A 19,309-nucleotide genomic window follows, 5' to 3' on the forward strand; every position below is an offset into this window, starting at 1 on the left:
GGCAATCGCCATGGAGGCCTCTGAAAGCCCTTAAAGAGCGTCTGTAAACCCCTGCAAATCCTGGTTTTCATGACCAAATTGAAACTTGCTGACGATGGCTTTAAGCGGCTAAAAATAGCCTGACCTTAAACTGTCATTTTCTTCTATTAGTTTGTACTCTACTGATTGTGAATGAGAAATCTAATTAGGGATATAACGATGAAACAGTATTTCACTTGGCCGAAGTGTCTCCCCTGGATCGCCGCGGCCGCGCTCAGCGCAGGAGTTACCGCAGCGCAGGCCAAGCAACCGGCGGTCGCCACCGCAGCCGCCGACCACCCTATCGTCATCGGCCATCGGGGCGCTCCCGGATACCGTCCTGAGCACACGCTCGCCAGCTACTGGCTGGCTATTCGCCAGGGCGCGGATTTTATCGAACCCGACCTCGTGCCAACCAAAGACGGCCATCTGATCGCCCGCCATGAAAACGAACTGGGCGGCTCCACTGATGTGGCGGATCATCCTGAATTCACCGATCGCAAAACCACCAAAATGATCGATGGCGTCGCCATGACCGGTTGGTTCAGCGAAGACTTCACCCTGGCGGAAATCAAAACATTGCGCGCTAAAGAACGCATTCCAGAAGTGCGTCCCCGCAATACCCGCTTTGATGGCAAGTTCGCCATTCCCACGCTGGAAGAAATCATCGGCATGGTGCGCCTGATCGAACATAACACAGGCAAAAAAGTCGGCCTCTATCCAGAAACCAAGCATCCCACCTATTTCGCCAAAGAAGGCGAGTTTTTGGGCGGCGGCAAGATCAATATGTCCATCGGCCGCAAGCTGATCGAAACCCTCGTCAGCGAGAACTTCACCGATCCCACGCGGGTTTACATTCAATCTTTCGAGGTTGAGAACCTGATGGAGCTGCAGAAGGACATCATGCCCAGCAACAACGTGGATCTACCGTTGGTGCAGTTGTATGGCGACTTTGATGATATCTACGTACAGCCGGACAGCAACTTCTCCCGCCCCTACGACATGTACTACAACGCGAAACACGGCGCGGACATGGCGACAATCTATGGCGAGCTGAATGACTTGGTCGAAGGCGGCGTCAGCGATACAACCGGTTACGGCAAACTGGTCACTCCACAAACCGTCAAGTTTATTGCGGATAACTACGCGGAAGGCGTCGGTCCCTGGAAAAACAGCTTCCTGCTGCGCGCCAGCCTTGACGAGAAGCAAGACACCAACGGCGACGGCAAAGCCGAGGTCGGCAGCAAGCTGACTGGCGGCGTACATCCCTTCCTGCAGGAGGCCCTGGCGAACGGGCTGGAGATTCACCCTTACACGCTACGCGTGGAAGAACAGTTCCTGACCCTGCATCCGAACAACGAACCACAGACTCTGACCGGCGAAGCGATTCAAATGCTTGGCCTTGGGGTAAGCGGATTCTTCACGGATAACCCTGACCTGGGCGTCAGAGCGCGAGACATGTTCCTGAAAATCAACGAAGAAAGACCGAGACACGGGAACAAAAAGTAAGTCTTAACATTCCAGGGGAGGATCACCCTCCCCTTTCTTCTTGGCAGGTTAGTCCCTGAACTTGGGCTCACGCTTCTGCATCTGCGCCATCATGGCTTCCTGAATATCCTCGCTGATCAGCATGGCCGCATTCCAGGTAGCGACGTAATTCAGACTGTCCGCGACACTGTGATCACGGGTGTACTTGATCATCTCTTTCGTGCCGCGAATAGCCAAGGGCGACTTGCTGGCGATCACCTGAGCGGTTTCCATGACGCCCGCCATCAAGGCTTCCGGCGACTCATACACACGATTAACCAAACCAATGGCCCGCGCCTCCTCCGCGTCGACTTTACGACCGGTATACGCCAGCTCACGCATAACGCCGTCGCCGATAATATGCGGCAACCTCTGTAAAGTGCCCACATCCGCCGTCATGCCGATATCGATTTCCTTGATCTGCAGATAGCCTTCCGCAGAGATGTAGCGCATATCGCAACTCGCCACCATATCCACGCCACCGCCGATACAACCGCCGTGCAAGGCGGCCAGCACTGGCTTACGGCACTCCTCGATAGCGGAGAGACAGCCTTGCAGCTTGAGGATCAGACGGCGCAACTCTTCACGACGACGACCGTCGCACTTTTCCTTGCCTGTCATCACGGAAGCGAAGTCCATCAGGTCGATGCCTGAACAGAAGTGCTTACCCGCACCGCGCAGCACCACGACCCGCACAGCGCTTTCCTGATCCGCCCGGCGAAACGCCAAGCCGATTTCTTCCCACATCGCCATGTTCAGCGCATTGGCCTTGTCGGGGCGATTCAATTCAATGACGGCGACGCCGCCTTCCTGTGTAACGCTAAGTGTTGAGTATTCTGACATTATTAGTATCCACTCTCTTTCTATTATTGATGTCGCCAGTTTTCCGAACCAGCCAGAAGACTTGGCGAAACCTGGGCGGAGCCCTGTCCCGGCAAGCCTTCAAAAAAGCGCATCGGGCGCGGCTCGCTCAGGGCCACCCCCAGCAATTGCTCCTCACGCCACTGAAACAGCCCATACCCGCACTCCTCACCCTCGGCAAACTCCGCCATCGCCAAGTCATCATGCAGACGGAACGGAGCCCCGGATAGCAGCTCTGACATGGTCGAGCCGCGTCGTTTCACCTCCGCCTCCTTCAACGTCCAGATGCGGAAGAAGCATTGCGCCTGACTTTCTTCGGGTTGTCCACACACCCACTGGTATTCCTGCTCCGTATAAAAACGCCGCGCCAAAGCTTTGACGTTGCGCCGCTCCGCTCGCTCAAGATCAATCCCCACCGGCGTCTTGGCGATCGCCAGCGCCACCCATGCTCCGGCATGAGCGATGCTGAAACACCAGGTCGCCCCCTTATCTCGCAGAAAAGGCTTACCCTTGTCACTGATAGCAATGGTCACTTCCGCAGGCTCGCAACCCAGTCTTCCCGCCAGTTGCGTCCGAGCCAATGCCCGCCCCAGCAAGAAGCTTAAACGTCCCTCGGGAAAGCGAAACGAGGAAAGGCGTTGGTCTTCTCCGGGTCCCAGCATGGCGCAGTAACAGGCATCAAGATCCGGGTCGATCTGGCGAATATCAGCAAGGTATATGGCGCATTCGGGATGGTCGGCGGTAGACACGTTCACTAATCCGGGAGAATAAAGGCCTGTTATATAACAGATTTAAAGACAGGTGTAAGGGCTTGCGGGCAAACTTTCCAACATTTCGTCCACATCGCGCCAGAGTTTTCGGCGATAAGTCACAGAAGAAAGGCCCCTGGATGTATAGGAGCCGCCGGCTTAATACCGGTCTTTGAAAAAGTTTTTGAGGTTTGTTTCAGAGGGGGGGACCCTGTAAATAATTCTGTGTATCTGCCTGGTTATTAAAGATACTCCGTTAAGCGATCTTCGAACTCGATCATAAATCGGTTCAGCGCTGACTTCCAATTCCTGATCGGCATCGTCCATTTCTTCGACGCATCCATGATCGCCAGATACACCACCTTTCTCGCGGAATCATCCGTGGGGAACAGCTTCCGTTTCTTGATCACTTTCCTAATGACGCTGTTAAGGGACTCAATGGCATTGGTCGTGTAGATGGCCCTGCGAATGTCTTCCGGGTAGCGGAACAGAGTGTTGAGATTCTCCCAGTGAAGCCGCCAGGATCGGCTGATCTGGGGATATTTCTCATCCCATCGTTCGGCAAATTTGTCCAGCTCTGAGAGGGCTTCCTCTTCGGTGGCCGATTGGTAGATCCGCTTCAGATCTGTTGTGACCGGCTTATAGTCTTTCCATGGCACATACTTCACCGCATTGCGCACCATGTGCACGATACAGAGCTGTATCCGGGTTTGGGGATACACGGTATTGATCGCTTCGGGGAAACCCTTCAGACCATCCACACAGGCGATCAGAATGTCCTTCACGCCCCGGTTCTGTAACTCGGTCAGCACATTAAGCCAGAACTTCGCCCCTTCGGTTTCAGAGATCCACATCCCTAACAGTTCTTTGTGACCTTCCAGATTCACTCCCAAGGCAAGATAGATCGCCTTGTTGATCACCTGCTTATCCTGGCGGATCTTCACCACAATACAGTCCAGGTATACGATGGGATAAACCGCATCCAGAGGACGAGACTGCCATTCCACCACCCGCTCAATCACGGCATCCGTGACTTTGGAGATTAAGGTGGGAGAGACATCCGCGCCATACATTTCCTTAAAGGTGGCCACGATCTCTCGGGTGCTCATGCCTTTGGCGTAGAGGCTGAGAATCTTGTCGTCCATGGTGGTGAAGCGGGTCTGCTGCTTCTTGACCAGTAGAGGCTCAAAGCTGCCCTGACGATCTCTGGGAGTATTAACTTCAAACTGACCGTCCTCGGTACGGAGGGTCTTGCTGGAATAGCCGTTACGGCTATTGTCTGAATTTGAAGATTGATGTTTCTCGTATCCCAGATGCACATCCAGCTCTGCATTGAGCGCGGCTTCCACGGTCGCCTTGGTGAGCATCTGACGGAACTCGTTGAGATCCTTTTCTGTTTTCAGAGATTTGGCTGCCTCACGGGCAAATGCTTCTAATTCTTTCTGGTTCATTGTCTACCTATCCTTAACCCCGCTATAGGGTACTAGTGATAGGCAGATACACAAATTAAATTACAGTCTCGAGGGGGGCAAAAAAACAGGGACCATCCAGGTCCCTATTCACACAAAAGAAAGCGCTCAGCTACATCTTTTGGCGTTATGTTGTTTTGTTCAGCGGGCCATTACACCCGACGAGTCACAGTGGAAACACGCAAGGCTTCGAGTGCGCTCATTTCAAATTCCACTTGAGGAGCTTTGACTTCCGCCTTTTTCTCCTCAGCTTGCTTGCTGGAACGCTTCTCGCCGGCGATTCGTCCCATCAGTGTTTCACGAAGATTTTTCAACATGGACTTACTAGCTCACTACCGTATCAATACAACAACGCTTAGCTTTTCGCGAACGTCTATATTGCCACTGAGTTGGCTCGTTTTCCGTGAGAAATACGGCGTTCCAAACCCTAACTACGTCACACTTCCGCCCGAAAAGGGCAGAATGTGACCATTTTGGGCGCCTTGTCAGGCAGCGGAGGAAAGATCGAGGTAGTCTTCCAGTTCTTTACGGAAAGCCGCTTGCACCCCTAATCGCATCATCATCCAATAATGACCGGCGATCATTCTGTCGATAAACAGGCTTTCCACTGGCGGCTGGAAAAAGTCCATGTACTTGAACACTGTGGTCGCCTTGGACGCCACTTGCTTATGCAGATTGGAGCTGGCGAAGTCGAACGCCTCGTCCCTGCTGCGGAACGGACGTATGAAGATATCCCGCCACATGGCGTAGTAGTCCTGCTCCACCGCTGGTTTTCCGCTCACCCTGACGCCCAGGTCCACCAGATAATTGTCCAGCGCGTCGTAATCCGCATTGAGTCCCGCCGTTAAAGCCTGGCTGTAGGCGTGCACTATCTCCGGCTTCAGGCGTTTTACGCAGCCGAAGTCATACATGATGATGGAGCCGTCAGGCCGAAACGCGAAATTGCCCGCGTGAGGGTCGCCATGAATCGCGTGAAACTTGAATAACTGATCCGCCATGATGCGAAACAAGCGTCGTCCGATCAGATTAATGACGTCCTGCCCATATGCCTCTGCGCTGACCGCACTGATGTGATCTCCTTCCACGCACTCCATGGTCAACACCCGTTTGCTGGATAGCTGACGCACCACGCTGGGAATGATCAAACCTTTGTCTTTAGCGTGAAAGCGCTGAAAATCCGCAATGTTGCGGGCTTCATTCTCATAGTCGAGTTCTTCGTTAAGACGCTCGCGAATCTCCTCGAACAGCTGATCGACGCTTTCTTTCGGCAGCTTGAGCAGCCCACCCAGCTTCAGCGTCAACTTGAGCTGCTTGAGATCAGAGTCCACGGATCGGTCTACGCCCGGATACTGCACCTTGACGATAACCTCTTTGCCATCCAGGGTGATCGCCTTGTGAACCTGGCCAATGGAGGCCGCCGCGTAGGGCTCCTCGCTGAATTCTTTGAATAATTCCTGCGGCGGCGCACCCAGCTCTCTCTCGATCTGCTTGGCGATCACCTCGTAATCCATGGGTGGCGCTTCTTTCTGCAGACGCTGCAACGCCTGAGAAAACTCTTTGGGCAAAAAGTCCTGGGTCTGGGAGGCGATCTGGCCCACTTTCATCACCGCGCCCTTCAATTCGCCTAGGGTGTCGGCGATTTGGTTGGCCATCTTGTCGTAGGCCTTGGCCTGGCGCTCTTCCTTGTCTTCTTCATTGAAAGCGCGTCGCACCCGCTCCGCCGCATAACTGCCCGCCACGGACGCCGTCATGCCGGCCAGCTTCAGAAACCGCTTGGTCCTGGTTGCCGGCGCTGTTTTTTGCTTGCTGTCGTCCTTTGTCCGCTTAGCCAAAATTTACCTCCACGGCGATTAAATTCTCTGGCGGAACTAGCATACTCCATACGTTAACCAGGGTTAACATGGTTTGCTTTACAAGTTTTTCAGACAACAGCCGGTTTTGACGTGAGATTGCGTAAATATGATTGGGTTCGCGCCGGTTGGCGGACGGGAAAGATCAGCCGGGATTATTGCTGGAAAGCGGGCCGTTGCGGATTTTGTTGATCAGGGAGTCGTAGCGGGAAAGAAGGGATTCAATCTGTTTGAGGTCTTTGCGAATCCTGTCGCTCTGCAGCATGCTGCCGCCCAAATTGAACTCAACCTCATAATCGAAGCAACTACATACCTTCTGGCGGTCTTTGACATTGATTTCGACTTTGTTGATGGCGATGTCGCCGAAGTCCATGGGCAGCTTAAGAGAAATAACCGCCTTGCCCCCGACCTGAAGATTTTCATCGGTGCGCAATAGCATACCTTCCGCGGAAAATTGCAGAATCTGCACCTTTACCCACTCCCGCGACAACAGTCCTCGCTTGATTTTCAATTCAGCATGCAGGTGGGTAGCTGGATTTTTCAACCGACTCCTTGGGGACGCCTTCATTTCTGGTTCTCGCGACAAACGACCGCCGAAACTCTAACCAAACGACCGTTTAAAAGCAAAAAAATGTTGATAGCGCCCACTTTCCCTAGCGGTGACTTTTTATCACATCATAACTCCGACCCAAGCCTTTAGGGACGCGCACTTCGCTGAAATCCCTCGTTATTTTTCATAGGTCGTAGCGCGGTTACGTCCCCCCTGTTTGGAGGCGTACAAGGCGGTGTCGGCGCGTTCGATCCATTCTTTATGATCTTTAATCTTTTTATCCAATTCCGCCAGGCCCAGACTGACAGTGAAACGGATATCGCGCCCCTCGTGGGTGACTTCCAGATTCTCGATGCGGGTGCGCAGGCGCTCAGCGAAGTTCATGGCGTTTTTGCAGTCGGTATTCACCAATATGACGCCGAATTCCTCACCGCCGTAGCGGCCGGCGATATCGGTGCTGCGCATAGTGTCCCGCAATGCGGCGGAAACCGCTCGAATCACTTCATCTCCCGCCGGATGGCCATAGGTGTCGTTGACCTTCTTGAAGTGATCGATATCGAACATAATCAGCGTACTGGCTTCATTGGTGCGCTTCACCCGCTGATATTCTTTCACCAACTGCTCCTCCCAATAGCCGCGATTGTTAAGCTGGGTCAACCGGTCGATGCGGCTGAGCTTCTCCAGCTTGGAATTGGCGGCTTCCAACTGGCGCCGGTTACTGGCGATGTCGGTGACGTCGTAAATAATCAGGCAGATATTCTGCACCTCGCCGTTAGGCGACACCAAAGGCGTAATGGTGATGTTCTGGTACATGAACTCTTCCGTCCCGGTGATCGGACGGTAGTTTTTGAAGCGGAACAGAAACGGACGCTGCTCCCAGGTCGTGAAGGTGCGGTTTTTGAGCAGGAACACGGATTGGGTTTTATGCTTGAACCACTCCTCAGGGATCTCCTTGAAGACCTCAAACAACACACGATCCTTCACCACATGCGGCCGCATCCCGCTATGGTTTTCCATGAAACTGTTCCAGACGTTGATGCGGTATTCCGAGTCCAGCACCACCAATCCGACATCGATGGTCTGGAGCATATCCATTACCCAGTGGAATTCTGTAATGTCGAAGTGATTCTCAGCCATGGACTTATCGTTTTCCTTATACTTTTTATATTAATTGCGACTTTATATTAAGTACGCCACCTTATCGCGAAATACCGGCAGCGAGTCTTCCGTAAAAAGCAGCAGCAGGTCGCAATTGATGTTGTAGTTCTCAATGCTGTAGCAAATCTCGATGGCCAGGGTTTTGGTCCAGCGCCAGTTGTTGTTGCTCAACAAATCGCCGACGTTCACGTGCTGCCCCAGCACCACCGGATGCCCCTGGCTGAAGGCGATGTCCAGCTGCTCGGCGATGCCTTTGATACAGGCGCCGATCAGCACCGATGACACATCCATCAGCAGCTCCAGTTCAACCAGCTCATTCAGTTTGCCGTCATAACGCATCAGCTTCGCCATATCCTTGAAGCTGGAGTCATGGAACAGCAGGAAGGCTTCGCCGGCGATGCCTGAACCTATAAAGCCCTGACACACACCAGAATAAGTATCATTGTCCTCCGTCGCCTGCAGCGCCATCTGCAGTTCGGATATTTCCAGCAGATTCACCCGCGGTATCGGCAGCAGCACAAACACGTCCAGCAAACGCGCCAGCAGGTCGGCCGCCTGCCCCATGGCGACGTTAGCCACCTCCTGGAAGGCGTCGAACATGGAAATGGCGCCCTGATGCTTGGCGGAGCGATCCACCACCGGGGCGGTCGCCTTGGCCGGCACGCCGGTTTCGGTGTAAAGACCGGTCTTCTGCAGAATCGCCGTCAGCTCATCGCCGTTGATCGGCTTTTTAATAAAGTCGAATGCGCCCAACCCTATCACGCGTTTTTTAGCGTCGGGCTGAATATCGCCGGATACGACAATAACGACTGTCGGCAACTCTTCTTTGCTGATTACCTCGAGCGTCTGATAGCCGTCCATAACCGGCATATTAAGGTCGAGAAATAACACATCCCCCAGCCCCTGATGAATCAGATCAATCGCTTCCTGGCCGTTGGCGGCGAAACTGACCTCAACATCCCAGCCCGCAGGCAGCGACTTGGCCATCTGCTTGCGCGCTACGCCTGAGTCATCGCAAATAAGAATGGGAATGGTCATGTATAAGTCCAGTTAAAGTTGTCTGCATATACGATAGCGGTTGTTTGGATGTGACTACTGAGCCCAACGAACGGTCTCCACCTGTCTTTCGTCAGCAGCCAATTTGCAGGTGGTCAAACTCTCCCTCGGGTTGGCTTAGGTTGTCGAAATCTTAGGCGCGCCCTTGCCGATATCCTGTAGATAAGTAAAGATCATCTTGACCTTATTGGCAAAAAAGAGCAGTCCGCGACTGCTTGGAAAATTTAGAAAAATTGCCCGATGGCGCTTATAATCCGCACTTTGCTTGCGCCGCGCCAAGTTTCCCGCGCGCTCAGCCGGATTCATTCAGCATTAGTCCCGGATCAGACCGCCATGACAGATTCAGATTACAATTTTCGCTTCGGGGGCATCGCCCGCCTGTACGGCCGCCGCGCGCTGGAGCGCTTTCGCAACGCCCACATCTGCGTGATCGGCATTGGCGGCGTCGGCTCCTGGGCGGCGGAGGCCCTCGCCCGCTCTGGCGTGGGGACCATCACCCTGATCGATATGGATGACATCTGCGTGTCCAACACCAATCGGCAGATTCACGCCTTGCAAAGCACCTTTGGGCGCAACAAAATCGAAGTCATGGCGGAGCGCATCAAGGCGATCAATCCGCAATGCGACGTGCGCACAGAGTTCAAATTCGTCACTGAGAAAAATGTGGCGGAGCTGCTGAATCGCGGCTATGACTTCATCATTGACGCCATCGACAGCGTACGCCATAAATGCGCCATCATCGCCTATTGCCGGCGTAACAAGATCAAGATCGTGACTGTCGGCGGCGCAGGCGGCCAGACCGACCCTACCCGCATCGAAGCCTGCGACCTGAGCCGCACCTATCACGACCCGCTGCTGGCGAAAACCCGCAAACGTCTACGCCAGGAATACAACTTTCCCGATAATCCGCAACGCCGCTTCGGCGTGGAGGCGGTATTTTCCACCGAACAACAGGTCTATCCAGACGCGGAGGGAGAAGTCTGCCAGAGCAAACCGGGCAATATGGAGAGCACGCGTCTGGACTGCGCTTCCGGTTTCGGCGCCGCCACGGCGGTCACCGCCACTTTCGGCTTTATCGCCGTATCGCGGGTACTGAAAAAGCTGCAGGAAAGCGCAAACAAATAAGCTCACGCCTACCCCCGTCTATTCGTCGCGAATGGCGTCTCGCAGCGCCACGCCGAGCCGCTTACAAACCCTAGCGGTTTCACGACTATGGCCTATGCTTAGTCTATAGCGACCCTTCGACTTCCCGCAGCAGCCGGGCGCAGTCTTCCGAGTCGCGCCATAACCTCGGCGTACTGGGTTGAATGTTATGAACAGACGTGTAACGGCTTTTCTGGGCTCCATCATCGTGACGCTCGCCGCGACCTTCTGCGGCGCGGCGGAAACCATCACTATCAGCACTGGCGACTACTCCCCCTGGGCCGTCGAGAAATCCACCTATGGCGGCTACGTCAACCGTCTGGTGCGGGAAGCGTTCAAACGCAAAAACATTAAGGTGGAATTTGTGTATCTGCCCTGGAAACGGGCCTACGAGGAAGTGCGCACCTTGCGCGTTCACGCCAGCTCTTTCTGGTTTTTCAATGAAGAACGCAACGCGGAATTTTATCAGGTGGGGCCAGTGTCCTGGCATAACGAGGTGTTCTTTCACCTCAAGTCCAACCCGATTCCCAACTGGAGCAAGTTCTCCGACCTGAAGCCCTATCGCGTCGGCGCCACCATCGGCTACACCTATTCCGACGAATTCTGGAACGCCGCCCGCAGCAATGTGTTCGGGCTGGAGGAAACCGCCCGCGACGACATTAATTTCCGCAAACTGCTGCGGCGACGCATTGATCTCTTCCCCATTGATGAAATGACCGGCTGGCGCATCGTACGGGAGCAGTTCGACCCCGGCATGGCGGACCTGCTGACCACCCTGGCCAAACCGCTCACCACAACACAGGGCTTCATTTTATTCTCCCGCGCCCATCCTGACAGCGAACGCCTTTCTTCCCTGCTGACGGCCAGTCTGGAGGAAATGGACAAAGCCGGCGTTTTTGACAGCTACATGGACGACATGCTCAAAGGCAAGTTTTAGCGCTTACTTCATGACCTGTTTTTTGCTTCGCCCGCCTTTCTCACGCTCGCCCAGCACTTCGTTCACCGTCGGCACGGCAGTGCCGCCAAACTGCATTTCGTCCCAGGTAATCTGGTCCTGGAAATCCTCCTTGGGAATATTCGCCTGGGCGTCATGGGGACGCACCGGCTCACTTTGCGCATAACGCACCACCAGGTCGGAAATCGCAGTCAGCGCATCGATATGGGTGCGCTCGTAGCCATGAGTGGCGTCAGTGCCGAAGGTCACCAGCGCATGGCGAATATCATGGCCCGCCTGCACCGCCGACACCGCATCGCTATAGTAATAGCGGAACACGTCGCGCTGATGGGGAATATTGTGGTCCTGACACAAATGAATCAGGTGCCGGGTTAGATGCCAGTCGAATGGTCCCGAGGAGTCTTTCATCGCAATGGTGACGCCATGCTCTTTGGCGTTCTGCCCTTCCGCCACCGGGCCGATATCAATGCCCACAAACTCCGTGACGTCCGCCTCAATCGCGTGTCCGACGCCGGAACCTATTTCTTCCGTCAGGGTAAATATCGGCAGACAATCCATCGCCAGCGGCAGATCGTGCTCAACAATGGCTTTCAATCCCGTCAATAACGCGGCGGTTCCCGCCTTGTTGTCCAGATGGCGAGAGACGACAAAACCGTTGGGTAGAAATTCCGGATTGGGATCAAAGGCCACAAAGTCGCCCACGCAGATACCGATTCTGAGGGCGTCTTCTTTGGAGTAAATGCATTCGTCCACGCGGATTTCCACGTGATCCCAGGTCACCGGAAGGCGGTCCACCTCTTCGTTGTAGCGGTGTCCCGCCGCATATAAAGGTAATACCGATCCTCTGAAACAGCCGCCGTCACTGAAGATGGTCACGCGTGAACCTTCCGCGAAGCGGCTTGACCAGTGCCCGACCGGGGTCAGACACAGCCGGCCATTGGGTTTGATTTCACGCACCATAGCGCCGATGGTGTCCAGGTGCGTCACCACGGCCCGTTGCGGCGCATTCAGTTTGCCCTGCAATCGTCCTTTAATGGTGCCGCGCCGGGTCAGTTCATAATCAATACCCAGCTCGCTCAAACGCTCGCAAACATAAACGACCGCTCCATCGGTGAATCCCGAGGGGCAAGGTATCGCCAGCAGTTCGAGCAATACTTTGGTGAGGTACTCAGAGTCCAGGGTATAGCCTTTCTCTTCTATCATAACTTCGCCTCTAAGATGCATGTCGTACACTCCGCGTCAGCGGGAACAGCAAATCGATAAAACGCTGCGCCGTCGGCTGGGGCGCGTGATTTTCCAGCCCTGGGCGTTCATTAGCTTCAATGATGACGTAATCCGGCGAGGTGTGGTCCTTGACGATGAAGTCCATCCCCACCACCGGAATTTGCAGCGCTCTGGCGGCTTCTTCCGCCGCCGCTCGCAGTTCGGGATGCAGATCGTCGGTGACGTCAATCAGCGTCCCGCCGGTATGCAGATTGGCGGTGCGCCGCACAAACAGGTGCGCTTCCACTGGCAGCACGCTGTCCCAGTCATAGCCCGCCTCGCGAATACAGCGCTCAGTTTCCGCATCTATGGGGATCTGGCTTTCCCCACCCGTCGCAGCAGCGCGACGACGGCTTTGTTTTTCCACCAGTGTGCGAATGGAGTCGCGTCCATTGCCGTAGATCTCCGCCGGACGACGAATCGCCGCCGCCACAGTATCGAAGTCGATCACCACCACCCGCAAATCGAACCCCGGATGATAAGTCTCCAGCAGCACAGAAGAGGAAACGCTTTCCGCTTTGCTGATGGCTGCGTGCAGGTCATCCACATTGCGGATATCCACGGAAATGCCTTTGCCTTGCTCGCTATCCAGGGGCTTCACCACCACCGCACCATGATCGGCGAGGAACTCTTCCGCCTGTTCCCGTGATTGATAGAGCTGATATATCGGCGTCCGCAGGCCGGCGCGGGCGCAGGTGCGATGCGTCAGCATTTTGTTCTGGCACAGCGACATGGACAGCGCCGTCGTCATATCGGTGAGGGATTCATGGCAACGTATGCGACGACCACCGAAGCTAAGGGTGAACAGGTTGTTGACCTCATCGTCGATGACCACTTCTATGCCGCGACGCATGGCTTCGTTGACGATGATTTTTGCGTAGGGATTCAGCTTCGCGGATGGCTCCGGCCCAACAAATAACTTCTCGTTGATGGCGTTTTTCTTTTTCAGCGCGAAGGTGCGTATCGCCTGAAATCCGAGCTTTTCGTACAGCGCCTTGGCTTCGTAGTTGTCATGCAGCACACTGAGGTCCATGTACTGGCATTCCCGCGTCTGAAAGTATTCCGCCAGGTAGCGCACCAGCGCCTCGCCGACGCCCGGAGTCTTGCTGTCCGGGGACACCGCCAGACACCACAGGCTGGAGCCCTTGCTGGGATCGCCAAAGGCTTTGATATGGTTCACGCCCATCACGGTGCCGATGATCTTGCCGCTGCCCAACGCCTCAGCCACCAGATAGACGACATCCTTGGAGTGACGATGCGCGAGTACATGATTCACCGGCGCGCAGACCATTTTTCTCTGGGTGAAAATCGCATTCAGCGCTTCCACATCCGCCGTGCTGCTGGCGCGTCTGACGGTGACGCCCGGCAGGGCGCGAGTACGCGGACGATACTGACTCATCCACAAGCGCATGGTGTCGGAGGGGTCCAGAAACAGCGACTGCGGCGCATGACTCAGCACCACATGCGGGTCCGCTACGTAGAGCGCGATATCGCGATCGCCGGTGGATTCTTCCGCCAGACTCTTCGCCAGCTCTTTCGGGCTTTCGAACGTATTCGCCAGCAGCAGACGCCCCCAGCCGCAGTGAACGCTCACATTTCTGGGAGCGTCCGCGTCCGCGTCGGCGCGTATATGTTCCGCCTGCATGGATTCGTATGACGGCATTTGTTTGCGCAACATCCTTTCATGATGGTGGCGGGGTGTAATAGCCATATTGATGTAACCTTTCGTGCCTGAGGTTGCTTAACGCAGCGCCGGTACGACGCTGCGGGCTTCACGGCTGAATAATGCTTACCGTTATAAATTGTGGCGCTGCAGCCAAAGCTCCAGCAGGCCAAGCTGCCAGAGTTTGGAGCCGCGCAACGGCGTAATGTGCATATCGGGCGACAACAACAGGTTGTCCACATACGCCTGATCAAACAGGCCGCGCTCCCGTGCGCTTTGCGTGGACAGGGCTTCCTTCACCCATTCCAGAATGGCGCCACGCAGATACTTCAGCGCAGGCACCGGAAAATAACCTTTGGGGCGGTCGATCACTTGAGAGGGAATCACGCGGCGCGCCGCTTCCTTCAGAATCCATTTGCCTTCATCTCTCACCTTCAAAGGCGATGGGATGCGCGCGGCCAGCTCCACCAGTTCGTGATCAAGGAACGGCACCCGCGCTTCCAATCCGGCGGACATGGTCATGTTATCCACCCGCTTCACCGGGTCGTCCACCAACATGACGCTCATATCCAGACGTAACGCCTTATCCACCGGGTCATCGGCGCCAGGACGCAGAAAGTGCTGCTTGACGAACTCGCCGGCGTAATCCGGCGCTATCCAGCGGGGCTGCACTGTCTGCTTGTACTCCTCATAACTGCGATCGAAAAACGCCTCGCGATAACAGGCGTAGGGGTCCTGCGCACCCACCAGTGGCGGATACCAGTGATAGCCGCCGAACACCTCGTCGGCGCCCTGCCCGCTCTGCACCACCCGGCAATACTTGCTGACTTCCTGGGACAACAGATAAAACGCCACGCAGTCATGGCTCACCATGGGCTCCGACATCGCATCGATGGCTTTCGGCAAGGCCGAGAACATGCGGTCAGAGGCGATCTGAATCTTATGATGACGAGTACCGAAGTGATTAGCGATGATATCGGAATAGTGGAACTCATCCCCCTCTTCGCCGCCAACCGCTTCGAAGCCGATGGAGAAGGTCTGAAATCCGTCCGGGACCACTTCCGCCAGCAACCCGACCAGCAGGCTGCTATCGACGCCGCCGGAAAGCAGTACGCCGACCTCAACCGCCGCGTTATTGCGACGGCGCACGGACGCGAACAGAGCCTCCAGCAGGCGATCGCGCCAATCTTCAGCGGTCAGAGACTCATCCCCGGGTTGCATGCCGAACGCAAGACTCCAGTAACTGCTCGTCTGGATCTTTCCGGTGTTATCCAGTTCCATCCAGGTTCCTGGCTGTACTTTGTAGATGCCTTCAAAAATCGTATCAGGCGCCGGTGTCACGGAGTGAAAGTTGAGATACATATTCAACGCTTTTGGATTGATCCGCGCGTTGAAGTCCGACGCTTTCGCCAGCGCCGGCATAAAAGAAGAGAAACGCAGCACCTTGGCGTCATGTTGAAAATAAAGCGGCTTGATGCCGAGACGATCGCGGGCCAGCATAGTTTTACCACTGTCGCGCTCCCAAACCGCCAGCGCAAACATCCCGTTAAAACGGGTCAGGCAATCCTTGCCCCAAGCGTGATAGGCTTTCAACACCACTTCCGTATCGCCATCGGAGTAAAATGTATAACCCCGCCCTTCCAGTTCAGATCGCAATTCCCGATGGTTGTAGATAGCGCCATTGAACACCAGCGCCAATCCTAACGCAGGATCGTACAGCGGCTGCTGGGATGCGTCGGAAAGGTCCATGATTTTCAGGCGCCGGTGGCCGAATGCGATATTGTTCTGAACGAAGACGCCTTCGGCGTCCGGGCCGCGGGGGGTTTGAATGTCGTTGGCGTGTCGGATGAAATTTAAATCGGGCGAGTGGTTGTCGAAGCGGATCTCTCCGCATATGCCACACATAAGAACTCCTTGGTTTGTTCATACATATAGCTGATCAATATTAGCACACATTTACTTTGACAACAAAGTAAACGAATAGCACAAAGCCTCCTATACTTCTGTTATTAGGCTATTTTAAAATTTTGTCATGTAATATTTATGTCACAAATTAAAAGGTGGATAGCCCAACAAGTATGAAGGATAATATGAGTTTTTCCATTGATGTAATTTACCCATGACTCGACACGATGAAGTATTGGTCCTGATACGAAGGATTATTCGTGCAGCGGACCTCCGCTCCAAGCAATTGGGCAAAGAAACCGGACTCACCGCGCCGCAGTTATTAATTCTTCGTTCAATCGGCGACTCCAGAAACACAACCATGAGCCAGGTCGCGCAGAATATCAGTCTGAGCCAGGCGACGGTCACCAGCATCGTGGACCGCCTGGAAAAGAAAAGTCTGGTGGCGCGCATCCGCGACTCGGTGGACAAGCGGCGCATTTATCTGGTGCTGACGGATGAAGGCAAAGAAGTGCTGGCTGGCGCCCCCCGGCCATTGCAGGAACTGTTCACCTCCCGCTTCGATAACTTGCCGGAATGGGAACAATATCTGATCCTGGCCAGTCTCGCCAAGGTCGCGGACATGATGGACGCCACCGATATTGACGCTTCGCCATTGCTGGCGGTGGGTTCCGTCACTTAAGAAACTGTCGCAACGCGCCCTTCGTCCACAAACAAAAACGCCCGGCTTCAAGCCGGGCGTTTTGCATTCAGCTACGGGATCAACCGCCGAATTTGGCTTTCGCCTTACGACGATAGGCGTGCAGCAACGGTTCAGTGTAGCCGTTGGGCTGCTCGCACCCTTTCAGCACCAAGTCGCATGCGGCTTGAAACGCCACGCTGTCGTCAAAGTTCGGCGCCATATTGCGGTAACCGGGGTCGCCGGCGTTCTGACGGTCTACAATCGCCGCCATACGCTGCATGGTTTCCAGCACCTGCTCTTTCGAGCAAACGCCATGACGCAGCCAGTTGGCGATATGCTGACTGGAAATGCGCAACGTGGCGCGGTCTTCCATCAGGCCAACATCATTAATGTCAGGTACTTTGGAACATCCCACGCCCTGATCGACCCAACGCACCACATACCCCAGAATACCCTGCGCGTTGTTATCCAACTCCTGCTGAATATCCTGCGCGGACAAAGCCTGGTCGCCCAGCAACGGTATGGTCAGGATATCGTCCAGCGACGCCCGCGTACGGGAAGCGATCTCCTCCTGACGCGCCGCCACACTCACCTTGTGATAATGCAAGGCGTGCAAGGTCGCAGCAGTGGGAGACGGCACCCAGGCGCAGTTGGCGCCCGCCTGCGGATGACCAATCTTGGCTTGAAGCATCTGCGCCATTTCATCGGGAATCGGCCACATGCCTTTGCCAATCTGCGCCTTGCCTTTCAGGCCTACCGCCAGACCGGTATCCACGTTCCAGTCCTCATAGGCGTTAATCCATGGCTGCTGTTTCATCGCCGCCTTACGCACCACAGGACCGGCTTCCATACTGGTGTGGATTTCATCGCCAGTACGATCCAGGAATCCGGTATTGATGAACACCACCCGGTCCGCCGCCGCTTTGATGCAGGCCTTCAGATTGATAGTGGTGCGACGCTCTTCATCCATAATGCCGACTTTCAGCGTGAAACGGGACAGTCCCAACGCATCCTCGATACGGGCGAACAGATCGTTGGTGAACGTTACCTCTTCCGGGCCATGCATTTTCGGTTTAACAATATAAACGCTGCCGGTCTTGCTATTGCGCAAAGGACCTTGGCCTTTCAGGTCGTGAATGGCGATCAGTGACGTCATCATGCCGTCGAGGATGCCTTCTGGAATTTCTTCGCCATGGCTGTCGAGCACGGCGTCGATCGTCATCAAGTGACCAACGTTGCGCACGAACAACAGGCTGCGCCCTGGCAGACTGAAACGCTCGCCATTCGGGGCGATGTATTCACGGTCAGCATGCAAGGTGCGCGTGACAGCCTTGCCTCCTTTGTCGAAGGTTTCCGCCAGATCGCCTTTCATCAGGCCGAGCCAGTTGCCGTAAACCACCACTTTGTCTTCCGCGTCCACCGCGGCGACAGAGTCTTCACAGTCCTGAATGGTGGTCAATGCAGCTTCCATCAGAACATCTTTGACGCCAGCGGGATCGGTTTTACCAATAGGGCTGTCAGCGTCGATCTGAATCTCAAAACGCAAACCATTGTTTTGCAGCAGAACGCCTTTAGGCGCGGAGGGCTCGCCAACGTAGCCTGCCAGTTTGCTTTCATCCAGCAGGCCGACGCTTGCGCCGGACTGCAGTTTCACCGCCAGACGTCCGTTCTCCACGCTATAGCCGACGGCGTCCTTATGACTGCCTGAGGCCAGAGGAGCTGCTTCGTCTAAAAACTTGCGCGCAAACTCGATCACCATGGCGCCGCGCACCGGATTGTAACCTTTGCCCTTCTCCGCGCCGTTTTCTTCGGAGATAACGTCAGTGCCGTACAAAGCGTCGTACAGGCTGCCCCAGCGCGCATTGGCGGCGTTGAGGGCGAAGCGGGCGTTCATCACCGGCACAACCAGTTGCGGACCGGCCATGGTGGCGATTTCCGGGTCCACATTGGCGGTGGAGATCTGGAAGTCTTCCGCCTCCGGCGCCAGATAACCGATGTCTTGTAGAAATGTTTTATAGGCCGACAGATCGACCTTGCCTGGGTTCTCGCGGTGCCAGGCGTCTATCTGCGCCTGCAGCTCATCGCGCTTTTTCAATAACGCCTTATTTCTGGGAGCCATTTCATTGATGATGGCTTCCAGCTCGGACCAGAACTTATCCGCAGAAACGCCAGTTCCGGGGATCGCTTTTTCATTTACAAAGTCGTACAGAACCTTAGCGACCTGTAAGCCGCCTACTTGTACTCTATCTGTCATAGTAAGCCTCAACACACTCTCTTGTGGTTTCCTGAATCCCTTCGCGTATCGACAGACCTGTGCAACATGATGCCGCAAAGATTGCCGCAGACGCTTCATTACGGGTCCCCATCCGTTCCGAAGCAGGCGAAGAGCGCGTCATTTTACGTGAAAATACGTAGATAATCATGTGCAAAAGATTACTAGCAAAATTACGGCCCAGGTAA

General features: G+C 55.0%; 17 protein-coding genes. 4 read left to right on the forward strand and 13 right to left on the reverse strand.

All coding sequences use genetic code 11. From position 1 onward, the window contains the following. The first annotated feature begins 198 nt into the window (after positions 1-198). On the forward strand, positions 199-1,527 hold the full coding sequence (locus O5O45_RS17935) for a glycerophosphodiester phosphodiesterase family protein (RefSeq protein ID WP_305900737.1): 1,329 nt from the start codon (positions 199-201) through the stop codon (positions 1,525-1,527). A 48-nt stretch (positions 1,528-1,575) separates the two neighbouring features. Here the strand turns inward: O5O45_RS17935 and O5O45_RS17940 are convergent, their stop codons facing one another. From O5O45_RS17940 to O5O45_RS17980, 9 genes are all read right to left on the reverse strand, one after another. Next, complete coding sequence (locus O5O45_RS17940) at positions 1,576-2,388, reverse strand: crotonase/enoyl-CoA hydratase family protein (protein ID WP_305900738.1); 813 nt, start codon at positions 2,386-2,388, stop codon at positions 1,576-1,578. Positions 2,389-2,411: 23 nt separating this feature from the next. Continuing rightward, complete coding sequence (locus tag O5O45_RS17945) at positions 2,412-3,155, reverse strand: 4'-phosphopantetheinyl transferase family protein (RefSeq protein ID WP_305900739.1); 744 nt, start codon at positions 3,153-3,155, stop codon at positions 2,412-2,414. Positions 3,156-3,397: 242 nt separating this feature from the next. Continuing rightward, on the reverse strand, positions 3,398-4,606 hold the full coding sequence (locus O5O45_RS17950; protein ID WP_305900391.1) for an IS256 family transposase: 1,209 nt from the start codon (positions 4,604-4,606) through the stop codon (positions 3,398-3,400). Between the two features lie 170 nt (positions 4,607-4,776). Next, positions 4,777-4,941, reverse strand: a complete 165-nt coding sequence (locus O5O45_RS17955) for a hypothetical protein (protein ID WP_011395591.1) — start codon at positions 4,939-4,941, stop codon at positions 4,777-4,779. Between the two features lie 168 nt (positions 4,942-5,109). Then, entirely contained in the window at positions 5,110-6,456 is a 1,347-nt protein-coding gene (locus O5O45_RS17960; RefSeq protein WP_305900740.1) for an ABC1 kinase family protein, read from the reverse strand. 163 nt (positions 6,457-6,619) lie between these two features. Continuing rightward, complete coding sequence (locus O5O45_RS17965) at positions 6,620-7,018, reverse strand: hypothetical protein (protein ID WP_305900741.1); 399 nt, start codon at positions 7,016-7,018, stop codon at positions 6,620-6,622. Positions 7,019-7,201: 183 nt separating this feature from the next. After that, positions 7,202-8,161: a sensor domain-containing diguanylate cyclase gene (locus tag O5O45_RS17970; RefSeq protein ID WP_305900742.1), complete on the reverse strand. Its 960-nt coding sequence runs from the start codon at positions 8,159-8,161 to the stop codon at positions 7,202-7,204. A 42-nt stretch (positions 8,162-8,203) separates the two neighbouring features. After that, a complete protein-coding gene (locus tag O5O45_RS17975) occupies positions 8,204-9,220 on the reverse strand; it encodes a response regulator (protein ID WP_305900743.1) in 1,017 nt (338 codons plus the stop codon). Between the two features lie 135 nt (positions 9,221-9,355). Further along, positions 9,356-9,544, reverse strand: coding sequence for a hypothetical protein (locus O5O45_RS17980; RefSeq protein ID WP_305900744.1), 189 nt, complete (start codon positions 9,542-9,544; stop codon positions 9,356-9,358). A 27-nt stretch (positions 9,545-9,571) separates the two neighbouring features. Between O5O45_RS17980 and tcdA the strand changes: the two genes are divergently transcribed. Next, the gene (tcdA, locus tag O5O45_RS17985) at positions 9,572-10,363 is read left to right on the forward strand and encodes a tRNA cyclic N6-threonylcarbamoyladenosine(37) synthase TcdA (RefSeq protein ID WP_305900745.1); all 792 of its coding nucleotides are present in this window, start codon (positions 9,572-9,574) and stop codon (positions 10,361-10,363) included. Positions 10,364-10,550: 187 nt separating this feature from the next. Continuing rightward, complete coding sequence (locus tag O5O45_RS17990) at positions 10,551-11,318, forward strand: substrate-binding periplasmic protein (RefSeq protein WP_305900746.1); 768 nt, start codon at positions 10,551-10,553, stop codon at positions 11,316-11,318. Positions 11,319-11,321: 3 nt separating this feature from the next. Here the strand turns inward: O5O45_RS17990 and O5O45_RS17995 are convergent, their stop codons facing one another. The 3 genes from O5O45_RS17995 to O5O45_RS18005 all read right to left on the reverse strand — a co-directional run bounded on the left by O5O45_RS17995 (position 11,322) and on the right by O5O45_RS18005 (position 16,167). Then, the gene (locus tag O5O45_RS17995) at positions 11,322-12,539 is read right to left on the reverse strand and encodes an osmoprotectant NAGGN system M42 family peptidase (protein WP_305900747.1); all 1,218 of its coding nucleotides are present in this window, start codon (positions 12,537-12,539) and stop codon (positions 11,322-11,324) included. 10 nt (positions 12,540-12,549) lie between these two features. Continuing rightward, positions 12,550-14,310 (reverse strand): N-acetylglutaminylglutamine synthetase, encoded by a 1,761-nt coding sequence (gene ngg / locus O5O45_RS18000; protein WP_305900748.1) that lies wholly within the window; start codon positions 14,308-14,310, stop codon positions 12,550-12,552. 84 nt (positions 14,311-14,394) lie between these two features. Next, positions 14,395-16,167, reverse strand: a complete 1,773-nt coding sequence (locus tag O5O45_RS18005) for an N-acetylglutaminylglutamine amidotransferase (protein WP_305900749.1) — start codon at positions 16,165-16,167, stop codon at positions 14,395-14,397. Positions 16,168-16,381: 214 nt separating this feature from the next. Between O5O45_RS18005 and O5O45_RS18010 the strand changes: the two genes are divergently transcribed. Beyond that, positions 16,382-16,849 (forward strand): MarR family winged helix-turn-helix transcriptional regulator, encoded by a 468-nt coding sequence (locus O5O45_RS18010; protein WP_011395580.1) that lies wholly within the window; start codon positions 16,382-16,384, stop codon positions 16,847-16,849. 79 nt (positions 16,850-16,928) lie between these two features. On the opposite strand, the gene O5O45_RS18015 is transcribed toward O5O45_RS18010, so the two are convergent. Beyond that, the gene (locus O5O45_RS18015; protein WP_305900750.1) at positions 16,929-19,103 is read right to left on the reverse strand and encodes a malate synthase G; all 2,175 of its coding nucleotides are present in this window, start codon (positions 19,101-19,103) and stop codon (positions 16,929-16,931) included. Between the last annotated feature and the right edge of the window lie 206 nt (positions 19,104-19,309).

Source organism: Hahella sp. HNIBRBA332 (assembly GCF_030719035.1).
Taxonomy (GTDB): Bacteria; Pseudomonadota; Gammaproteobacteria; order Pseudomonadales; family Oleiphilaceae; genus Hahella.

Bases quoted from the DNA above. Each gene is read 5' to 3' on its own strand.
- O5O45_RS17950 (WP_305900391.1), bottom strand. From the start codon at position 4,606: ATGAACCAGAAAGAATTAGAAGCATTTGCCCGTGAGGCAGCCAAATCT.
- tcdA (WP_305900745.1), top strand. From the start codon at position 9,572: ATGACAGATTCAGATTACAATTTTCGCTTCGGGGGCATCGCCCGCCTG.
- ngg (WP_305900748.1), bottom strand. From the start codon at position 14,310: ATGGCTATTACACCCCGCCACCATCATGAAAGGATGTTGCGCAAACAA.
- O5O45_RS17935 (WP_305900737.1), top strand. From the start codon at position 199: ATGAAACAGTATTTCACTTGGCCGAAGTGTCTCCCCTGGATCGCCGCG.
- O5O45_RS17955 (WP_011395591.1), bottom strand. From the start codon at position 4,941: ATGTTGAAAAATCTTCGTGAAACACTGATGGGACGAATCGCCGGCGAG.
- O5O45_RS17980 (WP_305900744.1), bottom strand. From the start codon at position 9,544: ATGAATCCGGCTGAGCGCGCGGGAAACTTGGCGCGGCGCAAGCAAAGT.
- O5O45_RS18015 (WP_305900750.1), bottom strand. From the start codon at position 19,103: ATGACAGATAGAGTACAAGTAGGCGGCTTACAGGTCGCTAAGGTTCTG.
- O5O45_RS17970 (WP_305900742.1), bottom strand. From the start codon at position 8,161: ATGGCTGAGAATCACTTCGACATTACAGAATTCCACTGGGTAATGGAT.
- O5O45_RS18010 (WP_011395580.1), top strand. From the start codon at position 16,382: ATGACTCGACACGATGAAGTATTGGTCCTGATACGAAGGATTATTCGT.
- O5O45_RS18005 (WP_305900749.1), bottom strand. From the start codon at position 16,167: ATGTGTGGCATATGCGGAGAGATCCGCTTCGACAACCACTCGCCCGAT.
- O5O45_RS17990 (WP_305900746.1), top strand. From the start codon at position 10,551: ATGAACAGACGTGTAACGGCTTTTCTGGGCTCCATCATCGTGACGCTC.
- O5O45_RS17940 (WP_305900738.1), bottom strand. From the start codon at position 2,388: ATGTCAGAATACTCAACACTTAGCGTTACACAGGAAGGCGGCGTCGCC.
- O5O45_RS17995 (WP_305900747.1), bottom strand. From the start codon at position 12,539: ATGATAGAAGAGAAAGGCTATACCCTGGACTCTGAGTACCTCACCAAA.
- O5O45_RS17975 (WP_305900743.1), bottom strand. From the start codon at position 9,220: ATGACCATTCCCATTCTTATTTGCGATGACTCAGGCGTAGCGCGCAAG.